The sequence below is a fragment of the Blautia coccoides genome, assembly GCF_034355335.1.
GTDB lineage: Bacteria > Bacillota > Clostridia > Lachnospirales > Lachnospiraceae > Blautia > Blautia producta.
In genome coordinates this window covers 4936759-4951864 of record NZ_CP136422.1, presented here as the reverse complement: position 1 = coordinate 4951864, position 15106 = coordinate 4936759, and the positions used below count along the sequence as shown (strand labels likewise).

Sequence of the window (15106 nt, the reverse complement as noted above, 5' to 3'; positions counted from 1 at the left end):
AAAAAATGCGTATACTGTCTATAGAATGAGATGGGCAAAGAAGGGAGCGCATATGATTTATTGTGTGGAAGATGAGAGAAATATTCGGGAACTTCTTGTATATACATTAGGGACCACCGGATTTCAGGCCAAAGGACTGAGTGACGGAAAAGAGCTTTTTGCAGCATTGGAGAAGGAAATACCGGAATTGGTCCTTTTGGATATTATGCTTCCTGGTGAGGACGGATATGCCATATTGGAAAAATTAAAAAAGGAGCACAGGACCAGAGATATTCCCGTGATCATGGTGACTGCCAAGGAGGCAGAATATGACAAGGTGAGAGGGCTGGACGGGGGAGCGGATGACTATATCACAAAGCCGTTTGGCATGATGGAATTCGTCTCCCGTGTCCGCGCCGTGCTCCGAAGAAGCAAGAGACAGACACAGGACAAAATCCTGCGCTGTGAGGATCTCTCCGTAAATGTGGACCGCCATGAAGTGATGGACGGGCAGCGGAGAGTGGAACTGACCTTAAAAGAATTTGAAATGCTCCGCTATCTGATGGAAAATCAGGGTATTGTGCTGAGCCGTGACAGACTGCTGGAACACATCTGGGGATATGATTTTGACGGTGAAACAAGGACTGTAGATGTACATATCCGGACACTTCGGCAGAAACTGGGGGACTGCGGTAACCTGATCGAAACCATCCGGGGCGTGGGATATCGGATTGGAGATGGAAGATGAAACAACGTATACTGAACCACGTAGGGATTATGGTGGTTCTTTCCGTGATATTGACCTTTATTGCGGCAAGCGCTGTTATGTACGGAAAATACAATCATTATATGAAGCAGGATGTGAGGAATGAGGCCCAGTACATCCGTTACGCGGTGGAGAATACAGGGGAAGATTATCTGAACAAAACTACAGGAGATCTGACAACAAGCCGTATTACCCTTGCCAGGCCTGACGGGACTATCCTCTATGACTCGGAAAAGAACGCGTCGGATCTGGAGAACCATAAGGACAGGCCTGAGATCATACAGGCAATAAAAAAGGGAACAGGGGAAGTGGTACGGTTTTCACAGACTTTGTCAAAACAGACTTTTTACTATGCCGTAAAGCTGGATGACGGCAATATCCTGCGGGTGGCAAAGACGACGGACAGTGTTCTCTCCACTATGATGTCAAGCTTTACTTTACTGGGACTGCTTCTGATCGCTATTCTGGCATTGGCATTTTTTGTGGTGGAGAAGCAGACACGGAGGCTGATCGCGCCCATCAATGAACTGGATCTGGAACATCCTCTGGAAAATGTGGCATACGAGGAACTGCGGCCGCTTCTGAACCGGGTGGATGAACAGAATGTACAGATCGCCAAGCAGGTGGAAGAGCTGAAGCAGGCGGAAATGGTGCGAAAGGAATTTTCTGCAAATGTTTCCCATGAATTGAAGACACCCCTCATGTCCATATCCGGTTACGCGGAGATCATGCGTGACGGACTGGTACAGCCTCAGGATGTACCGGAATTTGCAGGCAGGATTTACGATGAGGCGAGCAGGCTTACCAGTCTTGTACAGGATATTATTGAAATTTCCAAGTTGGATGAGAGCAGGAATATGCCCTTTGAAAAGGTGGATCTATATGAGCTTACCCAGGATATCTGCCAGACACTTACGCTGCCTGCCAAAAAGAAACGGGTCACGGTCCTGATGGAAGGAAAGAGTGTATCCATACAGGGAGTAAGGCATGTTTTATATGAAATGCTGTATAATCTTGTGGATAACGCTATTAAATATAACAAAGAAGGTGGATACGTGAAAGTTCTGCTGGCCCGGGATAATGACGGCGTGCGGTGGAGCGTGGAGGACAGCGGTATAGGAATCGCAAGGGAAGAACAGGAGCGGATATTCGAGCGTTTTTACCGGGTGGACAAAAGCCATTCCAGAAAGACGGGGGGGACCGGACTGGGACTCTCTATCGTGAAGCATGGAGCGGCACTGCATCATGCCAGGATCGTGCTGAACAGTGAACCGGGAAAGGGCACCAAGATCGTGCTGAGATTTTAAGCGGACCGCAACAGCCTTTTTGCAGGTAACTGAGAGAGGCTGGAACCGTTCGTGGGTATTTATAAATAGATATTTATAAAAAGAGGATTCTGTATGTTTGATTCGGAGCTGTGTCCGTTTTCTTCATACAGAATCCTTTTTGCTGTTCGCAGATTTTGATCAATTTTTTTTGAGAATGGTGATGTCACCGCTGGTAGTATCTATGAGAAAGTGATTCTTGCCGGATTCATAGATACGTTCGGAGCCGGAATCTGTGGTGGGAAAGTCGGTTTCCAGATCGCCGCTCACAGTGTCATAGTCCAGGGTAAAGCCCTGATCATCAGGAAGATTTAAAAGTACACTTCCGCTGGTAGTGTCTGCCTGGATTTTCTGGGGGCAGACCGAAGAGGTTATATGCAGAGATCCGGATACACTGTCGTGCTGTGCTGCATTTATGGAGCCTGCCAGGGTGACGTCCCCGCTGGTGGTGCATGTTACGGCATTATCATTGACGATCAGGTCTGCGGAGATCAGGGACCCGCTGGTGGAATCTGTGGTCAGGCTATCTGTTTCTATGTTCTTCAGGGTGATGTTGCCGGATACATTATCCAAGGACAATTTCTTTGTCTTCAGATTGTCCAGTCCGATATCTGAGGAGACACCGTCCACCATGATTTCCTGAAAAGAGGATGCATATTCGGCGGGAATCTGGATCTCCAGTTTTTTGGAAAGGCTGTTGCCAAAGCCGGAGAATATGTTTTTGGTGGCACCGCGGTATTGGATCAGAAGTGTGTCACCTTTCAGGTAATAGTGAAGCTGCTCCTTGGATGTTAATTTCCTGGAAGAGGTTTCTTTTACGGTTACCTGGCTGACAGCCCCGGCAGTCAAAGTGATACTGCCGTCCAGCCAGTTCACCTTTATATTTTTTATTTTATCCGCAGGAAGATTTGCGGGGCCGGCAGTGTATTTGCTGCTCTCAGGATAGCTCCAGCCTCCGGAGGTGGTGTGGCTCAGGTTCCCGAGAGGAAACAGAGTTGTGTTCCAGCTGCCCAAAAGGCCAAGTATGAGGAAAACTGTCAGGACAACAGCTACGACGGACCAGGATATGATGCGTATAATGGCAGAGGTTTTTCTATTCATGGCTACCTACTTTCTCAGCTCAAAAGCTGCCCGGATAATAGACTGTACAGCAGCAGCGATCAGAAATATGATCCAGGTTACATTCCAGCGCATAGTGCTGAAGCTTATGATAAAATACAGAACTGTGGCGAGTGTCCAGACAGCGCTGTTGACTGCCCGGAAGGTTTGGCGGTTTCCGCTGTTGTACTCCTGCCATTCTCTGAAGTCGTCTACAATGGTGCCGTCATTTGCTGTATAGCGCGGGCGGGTCATATAGTTATAGAGCAGAAGTCCTGTGGCAGATGCTATCATAAGGAACATGAGGCAGACGCCTATGGTGTCATGACCTAAGCTGTCAGCTATAATGACAGGGACTACACACAGAATATAAAGCATGATAGCCGAGGAGAACAGGATGGCTGATCTGTGCTTCTGTTTCTTTTGGGATTCTTCATCCGGGAAGGGGCAGGGCGTATGTCTGTTGGTCAGGCCGGACAGCAGTTCATCTACGTCTCCTACACTGGCCACAGATATATTGAAGGCTGCTTCCGGGCTTTTGCCCTGTGTCAGAAGATCATGATATTTATCTATCAGGTTCTGCAGAATCTCTTCTTTTAGTTCTACTGCCTGTTTGGTGGGGGGAATTTCCCCGAATAAATCATCCATATATTCCCTGAGTCTATTTTCCATCTGCCGTTTCCTCCTTATTTGATCGGATCAGGATATCAATTAATTGTTTTGCTGTATTCCACTCCTCTTTCAGCCCCTTATAAGTCCGTACACCCTCCGGGGTGATGGAATAATATCGGCGGCGGGCACCGGTCAATTCATTGCCCCAGTAGGACGATATACAGCCAGCCTCTTCCAGACGTCTGAATGCGGTGTAGAGGGTGGCTTCTTTTAATTCGTACTGTTGTTCTGTCTTTCTCTGTATCTCTTTATTGATCTTATATCCATAGCTGTCGCCTTCCAGCAGATGTGCCAGAATGATGGTATCGGTATGACCGCGAATCAAATCAGAAGCGATTGACATATAGCATACCTCCTTTTCTTGGTTATATTAAATCATAAATATACTTCGCCTGTCAAGGTATATTTAAAAATGAAAAAACTACCTTTTTGAAATGATTTTTTCTGCGCATACTAACAATGCAGAGAAAAATTTGATGGATATTGTCAAACGATGTCTTTGTATATCGGAAAGGAGACGATGATATGGAGCAGCAGCATTTAGCAATAGCCACCGTTCCCATACAGAGCTGGGAGACGCTTTACGATTGGGATCAGGCATTGGCAACAGGAACCATTTTTCCGGGACTGAACAAGCCATTTTTTGTGCTGGAGGAAAATCCTTTTGAGACAGGGTTTAAACCTGATGAAAATGCATCGCCGGAGCAGCAGGAGAGAGAGCGGCTGATGAAAGAGATCAGTGCGCTGAGCTTTGCCCTGGACGATACCGTGCTGTATCTGGATACGCATCCGGAATCAGCAGAGGCTATGGAGCTGAGAAAAACTCTCATTGAACAGAGAAAAGGCCTTTTAAAAGAATTTGATGAAAAATTTTATGCTTTGACTAAAGATTGTATGGGCTGCTGGGGCGAAGGCCCGATGCCCTGGGAAGGAGCGTGTATCTGATGTGGACCTATGAAAAAAGACTGCAGTTTCCGGTAAAGATCACAAAAACATGTCCGAAGACTGCACAGCTTATTATCAGCCAGTACGGCGGACCGGATGGGGAGCTTTCAGCTTCCATGCGGTATCTGGCACAGCGCTATACCATGCCGGTTAAGACTGTAGGAGGGCTTTTGACAGATATCGGTACAGAGGAACTGGCCCATATGGAGATCATTTGTGCTATGGTTTATCAGCTTACCAGAGATTTAACTGTGGAGCAGGCCCAGGCTGCCGGATTTGACGCCTATTATATTGACCATACGAAGGGCCTGTGGCCTCAGGCAGCGGCAGGAGTACCTTTTACAGCACTGGAATTCCAGTCAAAGGGAGATGCCATTGCTGACTTGACCGAGGATTTGGCCGCAGAGCAGAAAGCCAGAGTCGTTTACGATAACCTTTTGAGAATGATCACTGACCCGGAAGTGAGAGAACCGCTTAAATTTTTGAGAACGAGAGAGATTGTGCATTTTCAGCGTTTTGGAGAGGCACTGGAGAGAACAAAAGAGAGACTGGACTCCAACAATTATTATTATTTTAATCCGGAGTTTGATAAGAAATTTCTTCAGAAATAGTAAGATCTGCTGGAGTGGAAGCACGCCGTGCCCATATTTTTTAACAGTGTAATGTAAAACAGCCGTTATCTGAAAAACAGCGGCTTTTCAGATAACGGCGTGTTTATGTGATGATCAACAAGAAATATACCTTTTTAGAATTTTTTCCAGGTATCTCTGGTAAATAACAGGAGAATAGGGAATAATTCGAGCCTACCTGCAAGCATATCAAAGATCAGGATTAATTTAGCGCCGCCGGAGAATATGGAGAAATTCTGGGTTGGACCCACAAGTTCAAGACCCGGTCCAATGTTGTTCAAAGTGGCGGCTACACTGGTGAAATTGGTTATCAGGTCATGATTGTCAAAGCTTATGAGCAGTGCAGAAAATGCAAATACCAGTACATAGGCGATCATGAATACATTGGTGGAACGCACCACTTCATGCTCGACCAGTTTCTCATCCATTTTTATTTTTTTGATGCTGCGCGGGTGAAGATACTGGCGTAGTTCCTTACGGATGGTTTTCATCAGGATGACAAATCGTGAGACCTTGACGCCGCCGCCGGTACTGCCCGCACAGGCTCCCACGAACATGAGGATGACCAGAATTGTTCTGGACATTTCCGGCCACGAGTTAAAGTCCGTGGTGGCAAATCCGGTCGTCGTGATAATAGATGCCACCTGGAATGATACCTGCTGCAGCGATTCACTGATACTGCCGTAAATGTGATATACATTGAAAGTGATCGTGATTATGGCTATAGCAATGATGGCCAGATACCAGCGTATCTCCTCAATATGGAGAGCCTGTTTCAGTCTGCCGCTGAGGATCAGGAAGTAGGCGCTGAAGTTGACTCCGAATAGTATCATGAATACTGTGACAACCACCTGGATATAAGTGGAATAACTGGCAATGCTGTCATTTTTAATACCAAATCCACCGGTACCTGCAGTTCCAAAGGCTGTGGTCAGTGCGTCGAACACAGGCATGCCTCCGCAGAGCAGGAATACAATCTCCAGAAGAGTCAGTGCCAGATAAATGCCGTACAGGATTTTGGCTGTAGACTGCACTTTTGGCACCAGCTTGCTGACAGAAGGCCCAGGACTTTCCGCTTTCATAAGGTTCATGTGATACCCACCGCCTGTCAGGGGAAGCAGGGAGAGCAGAAATACAAGCACACCCATACCGCCGATCCAGTGGGTAAAACTACGCCAGAACAGGATACAGTGGGAAAGGGATTCCACTTCCGGCAGGATACTGGCACCGGTGGTGGTAAAGCCGGAAACTGTTTCAAAAACAGCATCAATAACATTGGGAATGGAGCCGCTGAATATAAACGGCAGCGCTCCCATGATACTGAGCACGATCCAGCTCAGTGCCACAGTGACAAAACCTTCTTTTGTGTAAAAAATTTTGTTCTTTGGTTTTCTCTGGGTCAGAGGTATGCCAAAGAGGAGGCACAGAAGTATAGCGAGCACAAATGCCCAGCCGCTGGATTCCTTGTATATCATGGCGACAATACAGGGAAGGAGCATAAACAGAGCCTCAAAATTTAATATCCATCCTATAATGTAGGAAATAATAGAGTAATTCATTTCATCCCTCGTAAATTATTTATTTTTCAGTATATCTTTAATGTCGTGCAGTCCTTTTACCGTGGTTACAACGATCACAGTATCTCCCAGCTGAATGCTGTCCTGCCCGCGGGGAATGGTGATCTTTCCGTTTCTGTTGATACAGGTGATCAGCAGATTGTTCCGAATATCCAGGTCTGCCAGAGGAGTATTTAAAAACGGGCAGTCCTCATGCACAGAAAACTCCAGAGCTTCCGCTTTGTTGTCCAAAATCTGGTAAAGGGTTTCCACATTACTGCCAATACTGTTCTGCATGGCGCGCACATACTGCAGAATGTAGTCAGCAGTCAGATACTTGGGATATATAACACTTCCGATGTCCAGTCCTTCAATGATATCATCAAAGGCAATGCGGTTTACCTTAGAAACCAGTTTGGCATTGCTGTTCTTTTTGGCAAACAGGGCCAGCAGAATGTTCTCCTCATCCAGATTGGTAAGTGTGACAAAGGATTCCACACGTGACAGCCCTTCTTCGAGTAAGAGATTTTTATCGGTACCGTCACCGTTGATTATGGTGGCATCCGGAAGGAGTTCACTTAACTGTTCACAGCGGTCTTTATTGGCTTCTACGATCAATACCCGGATTTTCATAGCCAGCAGAAGCTTGGCCAGGTAATAGGAAAGGGTACTGCCGCCTACGATCATGGTGCTTTTAACCTGATGTGTATGGATTCCGATTCTCTTGAAGAAAAGCGCAGAATTCACAGGGGAGGCAATGATAGAGATAATATCGTTGTCTTTTAATACAAAATTACCGGAGGGAATGTATACCTCATCTCCCCGTTCCACGGCACATATGAGGATACTGTTTTTGTAGCGCTCCGCTACCTCCATGACAGTCATCTGGTCCAGATGAAATTCAGGCTTTACCTTGAATTTCAAAAGCTCCACCCTGCCTTTGGCAAATGTATCAATTTTGATAGCAGAGGGAAAACGCAGAAGCCTGGAAATTTCAATTGCGGCAGCCTGTTCCGGGTTGATGATCATGGAAATGCCGAGACGCTCTTTGATAAATCCAATCTCTTTGCCGTATACGGGGTTTCGCACCCTGGCAATTGTGTGACATTTGCTGACTTTTTTGGCGATCAGGCAGCAGAGAAGATTCAGTTCGTCAGAACCTGTTACAGCGATCAGGATATCGGCTGTCTCAATGCCGGCATCCAGCAGGGTATTGATACTGGATGCATTGCCCAGTACCCCCATAATGTCTGCATCTTCAGAGATGTCCTGGACCTTTTTGGCGATTATATCCACCATAACTATATTGTGCCCTTCATTGCTGAGTTGTTCGGCAAGGGTACGGCCCACTTTACCGCTGCCTAAAATGATGATATTCATAACTTCCTCCAGAGATTAAAATTGTATAAAAAAAATATACCTGATATAAAGATTTTATTAAGGGATATCGTCCAATCATTATAACACCACTTGCAGGTTTTTTAAATCATAGAATTATAAATTTTTCTGTTTTTTATGGGGAAAATATAGTGAAATTTGACAAAAAGAAAAGATTCTGCTATACATAACTCAAAAGAAATGGAAAGGGAGCAGAATATGGAGAAAAAGAAAGCAGCCAACTGCGAATACTGCAGTAATTACATCTATGATGAAGAATACGGATATTACAGCTGTGACGTGGATTTGGATGAAGATGAGATGAGCAGGTTCATGAGCAATACATTTAGGAATTGTCCATACTTTCAGATGAATGATGAATATAAAATTGTGAGAAAGCAGATGTAAAAGAGAGGCTGTGCCCCGGCTGGATATTCAGCCGGGGCACAGCCTCTCTTGATCAGCAGCGGGAAATGTCGCTGCCGTATTACAGGTTTTTTCTGTAGAGAATACGGATAGAATTCAGTACACAAAGAATGGCTACGCCGGTGTCAGCGAAAACAGCCATCCACATGGAGGCAAATCCGAACAGGCCGAGTACCATAACTAAAACCTTGATGATCAGAGCAAAGATAACGTTCTGCCAGGAAATGCGGCTGGTGGCCCTTGCAATGGACAGCGCCTGAGGAACAGCCTCCATGGAAGAGTTCATAAATACCACATCTGCAGCTTCTATAGCAGCATCTGCTCCGCTTCCCATGGCGGCACCCACATCTGCGCCTGCCAGTACAGGGGCATCATTGATACCATCGCCTACAAACATTACAGAGCCGTAAGTGCTGCGGAGGCGTATGAGTTCGTTCAGCTTATCCTGGGGCAGGAGACGGGCGCGTACTTCATCAATGCCTGCTGCTTCTGCAACCGCCTGAGCGGTTTCCTGAGCGTCACCTGTGAGCATGGCGGGAGTGATCCCCATATCTTTTATTTTTCTTACCGCAGATTTTGCATCCTCTTTCAGAGTATCGGCAATGACGAGACAACCGATATAATTTCCGTCTTTTGCTGTAAATACTTCCGCGCCAAGGCCGTCTGTGGTGACACTGTCCATAGATATATGGAATTTTTCCATCAGCCTGCGGTTGCCGCAGAGAATGTCCGAACCATTAATGACTGCATGGATACCGCAGCCGGCGATCTCCTCAACAGAATCAGGACGTTTCACTTCCATACCTTTTCCCTGCGCGGCAGTGACGATACTGTTTGCAATGGGATGGGAAGAGGTGGATTCACATGCGGCACAGAGTTCCAGCAGGGAGTCTGCGTCCATGCCGCCGGCAGGGATAGCTGTCTGCAGGACAAAATTTCCTTCAGTCAGGGTTCCTGTCTTATCCATGATAACTGCGTTTACATTTTTCATTGCTTCCAGGGAGACGCCGCCTTTGAAAAGGATACCCCTTTTGGAGCCGGCCCCGATGCCGGAGAAAAATGCAAGGGGAACACTTAAAACCAGTGCGCAGGGACAACTGATGACCAGGAAAGTAAGCGCTGTATAGATCCAGTGATTCCAGTCGCCTGTTATCAGGGAGGGGATCACTGCGGTTGCCAGTGCGAGAAATACCACAAACGGAGTGTAAATTCTTGCAAAACGTGTAATAAAACGGTCAATTTTAGGTTTGCTGGCAGCGGCATTTTCCACAGAATCCAGAATACGTGTTACCATGGATTCCTCCAGTACCTTTTCAACACGCACCTTTAAAAGTCCGGAAGTGTTGACACAGCCGGAGGTCAATTCATCACCAAAACCTGCTTTGACAGGTACAGGTTCGCCTGTAACCGGGGAAGTGTCAATACGGCTTTCACCTTCGATCACTACACCGTCCAATGGGATTCTGTCACCTGGACGGATGAGGATAATATCTCCCACTACGGCATCCTGAGCAGCTATGGTCTTAGTATCGTCACCGATCACCAAGGTGACGGTTTCCGGCCTCATATCAACGGCATCCATGATCTGTGAGCGGCTTCTCTCAACAGCTTTATGCTCGAAGTATTCACCTATGCGGTAGAACAGCATTACGCCCACTGCTTCCGGATATTCCTGTATCACAATGGCACCGATCGTAGCAACACTCATCAGAAAGTTTTCATCAAATACATGGCCTTTTGTCAGGTTGCGCAGTGCAGTGAGTACGATCCTTCCGCCAAGCAGAACATAGGCTGACAGAAGTACCACAAGGGAGGGAATCTCCATCCCCATTTTTTCCAACACTTCCCCGGCAATGAACAGAGCTGCACCTATACAAAGCGCAAGAATGGTTTTCGTATCCTGTGAGAGTATTCTTGTGGCTGGTACAACATCCTGTATAGGAAGTGTATCTGTACTTTTGGGAGTGGTATCCTTTGGTTTGATCTTTACATCGTTTTCAATGTCTGTACAGATTTTCCGAATCTGATCCAGCAGAATATCAGGGTCACGTTTGGCAGTGATACGGAGCTGGTGTGTGGCAAAAGTAAGGGTGGCATTGGAAACATCGGGGAGGGCATTGATCTTTTCCTCCATTTTGGATGCGCAGTGTGCACAGCTGAGGTTATCGATCAAATATGTTTTTGTGATAAATGAACCCGGCATTTTGAAACGGGGCACTACCTCAACCTGAGATTCAATGGAAGTACAGATTTCCTGAATCCGCGGAAGCAAAGAGGCGTGGTCTCTGGCTGAGAGTCTGAGCTGGTTGGTGGCAAACGTAATAGAAGCGTATTCCACGCCCGGAAGTTCTTTGATTTTTGCCTCCATCTTGGCAGCGCAGTTTGCACAGCCTAAATTTTTCAGGATATAAACTTTCTTTTCACAGTCAGCGTCAGGCATATGGCACTTGCAGTTTGCAAGGCTCTCACCACAGATATCACAGTATCCCTCGTGAGGATGACACAATTCACACTGACAGTCAGACGGATGCCCTTCCGTATGATGGGATACCCCGTGCCCATGATCATGCCCCACATGGTCATGTTCGTTATGATTATGTGGATGCCCATGTTCGCATCCACAGCCGCAAGGTTCCTCTGGCTGGTGTTGATGCTCATGTTCGTCATGGTTATGTGCGTGCCCATGCTCGCATCCACAGCCGCAGGATTCCTCGTGTTTGTGTTCATGGTCATGTTCGTCATGATTATGCGGATGTTCATGCTCACATCCACAGCCGCAGGATTCCTCGTGTTTGTGTTCATGGTCATGTTCGTCATGATTATGCGGATGTTCATGCTCACATCCACAGCCGCAGGATTCCTCGTGTTTGTGTTCATGATCATGTTCGTCATGATTATGCGGATGCTCATGTTCACATCCGCAACCGCAGGCTTCCATATAATCGTGATGTCCGTGAACATCTTCTCTTTCATGCCTTTGCCGGCTGCTGGAAGAGTTTTTCTTATCCTGTTTCATAGTCAGTTCCTCCAAATCTATTTTTTACCTGTTTATATAGTATATTAAACATATGAATATCTGTTCATATATTAATATGTTTATGAGAAAAAGTCAATACATATGTAGAAAAAAATTAAAAGAAATGAAAAATACTTTCCATATAAAAAAACTTGATTGCGGCGCAGTCAAAATGGAGATATAATGGGAACTAACATCAGATCATGAAGCCGGAGGGTGTATGAAATTCATTTTTGCACACCGCAGGCATGAAGCTTTTTATGAGATTACAGGAAGGATAGAAGCATGTCATTTATAGAATTCCAACATGTGAAAAAAATATACGGCGGCAAAAACGAAGTGGAGATCAGAGCTTTGGACGATGCCAGTTTTTCTGTGGAAAAAGGTGAGCTGGCGGTGATCTTGGGGGCATCAGGGGCAGGAAAGACCACGGCGCTTAATATTCTGGGCGGTATGGACAGTGCCACTGAGGGAAACGTCATTGTGGACGGCAAATATGTGAATGGGTATAAATCAAAGGATTTAGTCACATACAGACGCAATGAAGTGGGGTTTGTATTTCAGTTTTACAACCTTGTTCCCAACCTCACAGCCCTTGAGAATGTAGAGCTGGCTGTTCAAATATGCGGAGATTCTCTTGATCCGGCTACCGTGCTGGGTAAGGTGGGTCTTGCAGAGCGGACATCCAATTTCCCGGCTCAGCTCTCCGGCGGTGAGCAGCAGAGAGTAGCCATTGCAAGGGCAATTGCTAAAAACCCTAAGCTTTTACTCTGCGATGAACCTACAGGTGCCCTTGACTATAATACAGGGAAACAAATCCTGCAGCTTTTGCAGGATACCTGCCGGAAGGAGCATATGACAGTTATTATCATTACCCATAACTCCGCGCTGGCGCCTATGGCCGACCGCGTTATTCGTTTCAGAAGCGGGAAAGTGACGGAGATAACAAAAAATGACCACCCAATACCAGTGGCCAAAATCGAATGGTAACGTAAAGGAAACTGTTTAACAGATCAGGAGGATATACAAAATGAATATAAAAGAAGCAACCAGGAAAATGAAACAGGATAGTTTCCGCATGGCAGCTCTCAGCGAGGAGCAGAGAAATGCTGCGTTGGAAGCAGTGAGAACAGCGCTGATCGCCAATCAGGAAGCTATATTCCAAGCAAACAACGAGGACATGGAAGCCGCAAAAAAAGCAGGAATCGCCCCTGCTGTGATGAAAAGGCTGAAATTTGACCATCATAAACTCCAGGATGTGACCGCAGGGATCGCTGAGCTTATCAAATTACCGGATCCGCTTTCAAATGTGCAGCTTGCCAGAGAATTAGACGAGGGATTGGAATTATACCGTGTGACATGTCCGATAGGCGTTATCGGTATCATATTTGAGGCCAGGCCGGATGCGCTGGTGCAGATATCCTCACTTTGCCTGAAAAGCGGAAACTGCGCTATCTTAAAGGGCGGAAAAGAGACGGCAGGAACCAACAGGGTTCTCTTCGAGATCATCTATCAGGCAGCCGTAAAAGCAGGTGTTCCAGAGGGATGCATGCTGCAGGCAGAGCTTCACAATGAAATAGATGAGCTGCTGTCCTGCCATGAGACCGTTGACCTGCTCATTCCCAGAGGTTCCAACCAGTTTGTCCAGTATATTATGAATAATACGAAAATACCGGTTATGGGTCACGCTGACGGTGTGTGCCATATCTATGTGGATGAATGCTTTGATGAGGAAAAGGCTGTCCCCATCATTGTGGATGCCAAGACACAGTATACGGCTGCCTGCAACGCTGTGGAGACCCTGCTTGTAAACAGGAAAATCGCAGAGAAGTTCCTGCCGGTTCTAAAAAAAGCGCTGGAGGAAAATCATGTAAAAGTGAGAGGAACCAGAGAAGTGGCAGAAATCATCCCATGTGAAGTGATGGAGGAGGATGCATTCGACACAGAATATCTGGATCTGGTGATCTCTGTGAAACTGGTTGACAGCGTTCAGGAGGCAGTGGAACACATTAATCGGTTCGGCTCCCATCATACGGACTGTATTATCACGGAAAACAGAGAATCTGCTCTTGCTTTTATGCAGCTTGTAGACTCGGCCGGTGTTTATCAGAATTGTTCCACACGTTTTGCTGACGGATTCCGCTATGGGTTCGGAGCGGAAGTAGGCATTAGTACCGGGAAGATCCATGCCCGCGGCCCTGTGGGTCTGGAGGGACTGGTAACATACAAATATAAGCTGTTTGGAAGCGGGCAGACAGTGGGAGAGTACGCGGACGGCACAAAGCAGTTTCATTTTAAAGACCTGGAGGCATAACAAGGAATGATAGAAAAAGCAAAGACATTGCTGCTAAGTCTGACACCCATCGCCCTAATGTATATCATCCAGATTGCTGCAGCACTGGGAGGACAGATACTGATCATTTGGGCGAACCAGTTTATGGCAATGGCTCATGTGTATCAGTCACCGGTTCTTCAGTATGCAGTGGATCAGTATGTGTATATTGTGAGTGCAGCATCCTACGGACTTTTTTTTCTGGTGGGATACTTCTGGTACCGCAGAATCGTGGCAGACAGGCGTGCCGTTTATCTGGAGAGAGGGTATAAGCCGGCTTTGGACTCCGGCGCTATCATAGGAATCTTTTTTACAGCCCTGTTCCTCCAGTTTGCAGTCAGCAGTCTTCTGGATATACTGGCAGTGGTGGCACCGCATTTGATGGAACAGTATATGAAAGTGATGGAAGGTCTGGGAGTGGCGAAACCATCTGTCGTATCCATGCTTTATGTGGTTGTGATGGCGCCTTTGGCGGAAGAACTTCTGATGCGCGGGCTTTGTCTGAAAATATTGGAAAGAAGCTTTCCCTTCTGGGCTGCGAATTTTCTCCAGGCATTGTTTTTTGGTTTCTATCATATGAATCTCATACAGGGGTGCTATGCCTTTGTGATGGGATTGATCCTGGGAAGGCTTGTAAAGAAATACGGTACCCTGAAGGCATCCATACTCTGCCATTTTATTATTAATTTCAGCGGTCAGGTAATGTCTGTGATAAATTTCAGTGTGTTCGGTATATTTATAGGAACATTGGTATGTGCAGGTATTTTGGTGCTCTTGTATATATGGGAGAGAAGAAAAAACGAAGATTTTCTGTATAGATAACGTGGATCAATAGAATAAAACAGTGAGAGACGGTGACTGCGGCTGCTGGCCTTATGAGGCTGTATCGCAGAAGTACACCGTCTTTTTTTATAGACAGTTGACAACTATCCTTGTCATCTGCTATAATCAATGACAAATAAAGTTGTCAAAATGACAAGAAGCT

The 15106-nt window shown here is 46.4% G+C and carries 14 protein-coding genes; 8 read left to right on the top strand and 6 right to left on the bottom strand.

Going from position 1 to position 15106, the window contains the following annotated elements:
• Window positions 1–52: 52 nt before the first annotated feature.
• Window positions 53–727, top strand: coding sequence for a winged helix-turn-helix domain-containing protein (locus BLCOC_RS22280; RefSeq protein WP_018595632.1), 675 nt, complete (start codon window positions 53–55; stop codon window positions 725–727).
• Complete coding sequence (locus tag BLCOC_RS22275; RefSeq protein WP_029467933.1) at window positions 724–2052, top strand: sensor histidine kinase; 1329 nt, start codon at window positions 724–726, stop codon at window positions 2050–2052. Before BLCOC_RS22280 ends, BLCOC_RS22275 begins: the two co-directional genes overlap by 4 nt.
• 159 nt (window positions 2053–2211) lie before the next feature.
• Here BLCOC_RS22275 and BLCOC_RS22270 read toward each other — a convergent pair whose 3' ends face one another.
• Genes BLCOC_RS22270 through BLCOC_RS22260 form a run of 3 tightly spaced genes read right to left on the bottom strand, consistent with a single transcriptional unit; the run spans window position 2212 to window position 4183 of the window.
• Entirely contained in the window at window positions 2212–3171 is a 960-nt protein-coding gene (locus tag BLCOC_RS22270; RefSeq protein ID WP_115623386.1) for a DUF4097 family beta strand repeat-containing protein, read from the bottom strand.
• Between the two features lie 6 nt (window positions 3172–3177).
• A complete protein-coding gene (locus BLCOC_RS22265) occupies window positions 3178–3840 on the bottom strand; it encodes a permease prefix domain 1-containing protein (RefSeq protein ID WP_018595628.1) in 663 nt (220 codons plus the stop codon).
• Window positions 3830–4183, bottom strand: coding sequence for a PadR family transcriptional regulator (locus BLCOC_RS22260; RefSeq protein WP_115623385.1), 354 nt, complete (start codon window positions 4181–4183; stop codon window positions 3830–3832). Before BLCOC_RS22260 ends, BLCOC_RS22265 begins: the two co-directional genes overlap by 11 nt.
• 182 nt (window positions 4184–4365) lie before the next feature.
• On the opposite strand from BLCOC_RS22260, the gene BLCOC_RS22255 reads away from it, so the two are divergent.
• Together BLCOC_RS22255 and BLCOC_RS22250 are read left to right on the top strand one after the other, a co-directional pair.
• Complete coding sequence (locus BLCOC_RS22255) at window positions 4366–4785, top strand: spore coat protein CotJB (RefSeq protein WP_018595626.1); 420 nt, start codon at window positions 4366–4368, stop codon at window positions 4783–4785.
• Entirely contained in the window at window positions 4785–5396 is a 612-nt protein-coding gene (locus tag BLCOC_RS22250; protein WP_018595625.1) for a manganese catalase family protein, read from the top strand. The genes BLCOC_RS22255 and BLCOC_RS22250 overlap by 1 nt, the downstream gene beginning before the upstream one ends.
• Window positions 5397–5530: 134 nt before the next feature.
• Here BLCOC_RS22250 and BLCOC_RS22245 read toward each other — a convergent pair whose 3' ends face one another.
• Window positions 5531–6973 carry a TrkH family potassium uptake protein gene (locus BLCOC_RS22245; RefSeq protein WP_029467936.1) on the bottom strand — a complete coding sequence of 481 codons (1443 nt, stop codon included), beginning with the start codon at window positions 6971–6973 and terminating at the stop codon, window positions 5531–5533.
• 15 nt (window positions 6974–6988) lie between these two features.
• Entirely contained in the window at window positions 6989–8350 is a 1362-nt protein-coding gene (gene trkA, locus BLCOC_RS22240; RefSeq protein ID WP_029467937.1) for a Trk system potassium transporter TrkA, read from the bottom strand.
• Window positions 8351–8566: 216 nt separating this feature from the next.
• On the opposite strand from trkA, the gene BLCOC_RS22235 reads away from it, so the two are divergent.
• On the top strand, window positions 8567–8755 hold the full coding sequence (locus BLCOC_RS22235) for a DUF6472 family protein (RefSeq protein ID WP_026255517.1): 189 nt from the start codon (window positions 8567–8569) through the stop codon (window positions 8753–8755).
• A gap of 79 nt (window positions 8756–8834) precedes the next feature.
• Here BLCOC_RS22235 and BLCOC_RS22230 read toward each other — a convergent pair whose 3' ends face one another.
• The gene (locus BLCOC_RS22230) at window positions 8835–11213 is read right to left on the bottom strand and encodes a heavy metal translocating P-type ATPase (protein ID WP_115623384.1); all 2379 of its coding nucleotides are present in this window, start codon (window positions 11211–11213) and stop codon (window positions 8835–8837) included.
• A gap of 861 nt (window positions 11214–12074) precedes the next feature.
• Here BLCOC_RS22230 and BLCOC_RS22225 point away from each other — a divergent pair.
• From BLCOC_RS22225 to BLCOC_RS22215, 3 genes are read left to right on the top strand one after another with little or no spacing between them, the layout of a single operon-like run.
• The gene (locus BLCOC_RS22225; protein ID WP_029467939.1) at window positions 12075–12779 is read left to right on the top strand and encodes an ABC transporter ATP-binding protein; all 705 of its coding nucleotides are present in this window, start codon (window positions 12075–12077) and stop codon (window positions 12777–12779) included.
• A gap of 40 nt (window positions 12780–12819) precedes the next feature.
• Entirely contained in the window at window positions 12820–14103 is a 1284-nt protein-coding gene (locus BLCOC_RS22220; protein ID WP_029467940.1) for a glutamate-5-semialdehyde dehydrogenase, read from the top strand.
• A 6-nt stretch (window positions 14104–14109) separates the two neighbouring features.
• Entirely contained in the window at window positions 14110–14943 is an 834-nt protein-coding gene (locus tag BLCOC_RS22215) for a CPBP family intramembrane glutamic endopeptidase (RefSeq protein ID WP_115623382.1), read from the top strand.
• The last annotated feature ends 163 nt before the right edge of the window (window positions 14944–15106 follow it).

Excerpts from the sequence above, each read along its gene's own strand:
- BLCOC_RS22280 (WP_018595632.1), top strand. The coding sequence starts at position 53 with ATGATTTATTGTGTGGAAGATGAGAGAAATATTCGGGAACTTCTTGTA.
- BLCOC_RS22275 (WP_029467933.1), top strand. The coding sequence starts at position 724 with ATGAAACAACGTATACTGAACCACGTAGGGATTATGGTGGTTCTTTCC.
- BLCOC_RS22270 (WP_115623386.1), bottom strand. The coding sequence starts at position 3,171 with ATGAATAGAAAAACCTCTGCCATTATACGCATCATATCCTGGTCCGTC.
- BLCOC_RS22265 (WP_018595628.1), bottom strand. The coding sequence starts at position 3,840 with ATGGAAAATAGACTCAGGGAATATATGGATGATTTATTCGGGGAAATT.
- BLCOC_RS22260 (WP_115623385.1), bottom strand. The coding sequence starts at position 4,183 with ATGTCAATCGCTTCTGATTTGATTCGCGGTCATACCGATACCATCATT.
- BLCOC_RS22255 (WP_018595626.1), top strand. The coding sequence starts at position 4,366 with ATGGAGCAGCAGCATTTAGCAATAGCCACCGTTCCCATACAGAGCTGG.
- BLCOC_RS22250 (WP_018595625.1), top strand. The coding sequence starts at position 4,785 with ATGTGGACCTATGAAAAAAGACTGCAGTTTCCGGTAAAGATCACAAAA.
- BLCOC_RS22245 (WP_029467936.1), bottom strand. The coding sequence starts at position 6,973 with ATGAATTACTCTATTATTTCCTACATTATAGGATGGATATTAAATTTT.
- trkA (WP_029467937.1), bottom strand. The coding sequence starts at position 8,350 with ATGAATATCATCATTTTAGGCAGCGGTAAAGTGGGCCGTACCCTTGCC.
- BLCOC_RS22235 (WP_026255517.1), top strand. The coding sequence starts at position 8,567 with ATGGAGAAAAAGAAAGCAGCCAACTGCGAATACTGCAGTAATTACATC.
- BLCOC_RS22230 (WP_115623384.1), bottom strand. The coding sequence starts at position 11,213 with ATGCCTGACGCTGACTGTGAAAAGAAAGTTTATATCCTGAAAAATTTA.
- BLCOC_RS22225 (WP_029467939.1), top strand. The coding sequence starts at position 12,075 with ATGTCATTTATAGAATTCCAACATGTGAAAAAAATATACGGCGGCAAA.
- BLCOC_RS22220 (WP_029467940.1), top strand. The coding sequence starts at position 12,820 with ATGAATATAAAAGAAGCAACCAGGAAAATGAAACAGGATAGTTTCCGC.
- BLCOC_RS22215 (WP_115623382.1), top strand. The coding sequence starts at position 14,110 with ATGATAGAAAAAGCAAAGACATTGCTGCTAAGTCTGACACCCATCGCC.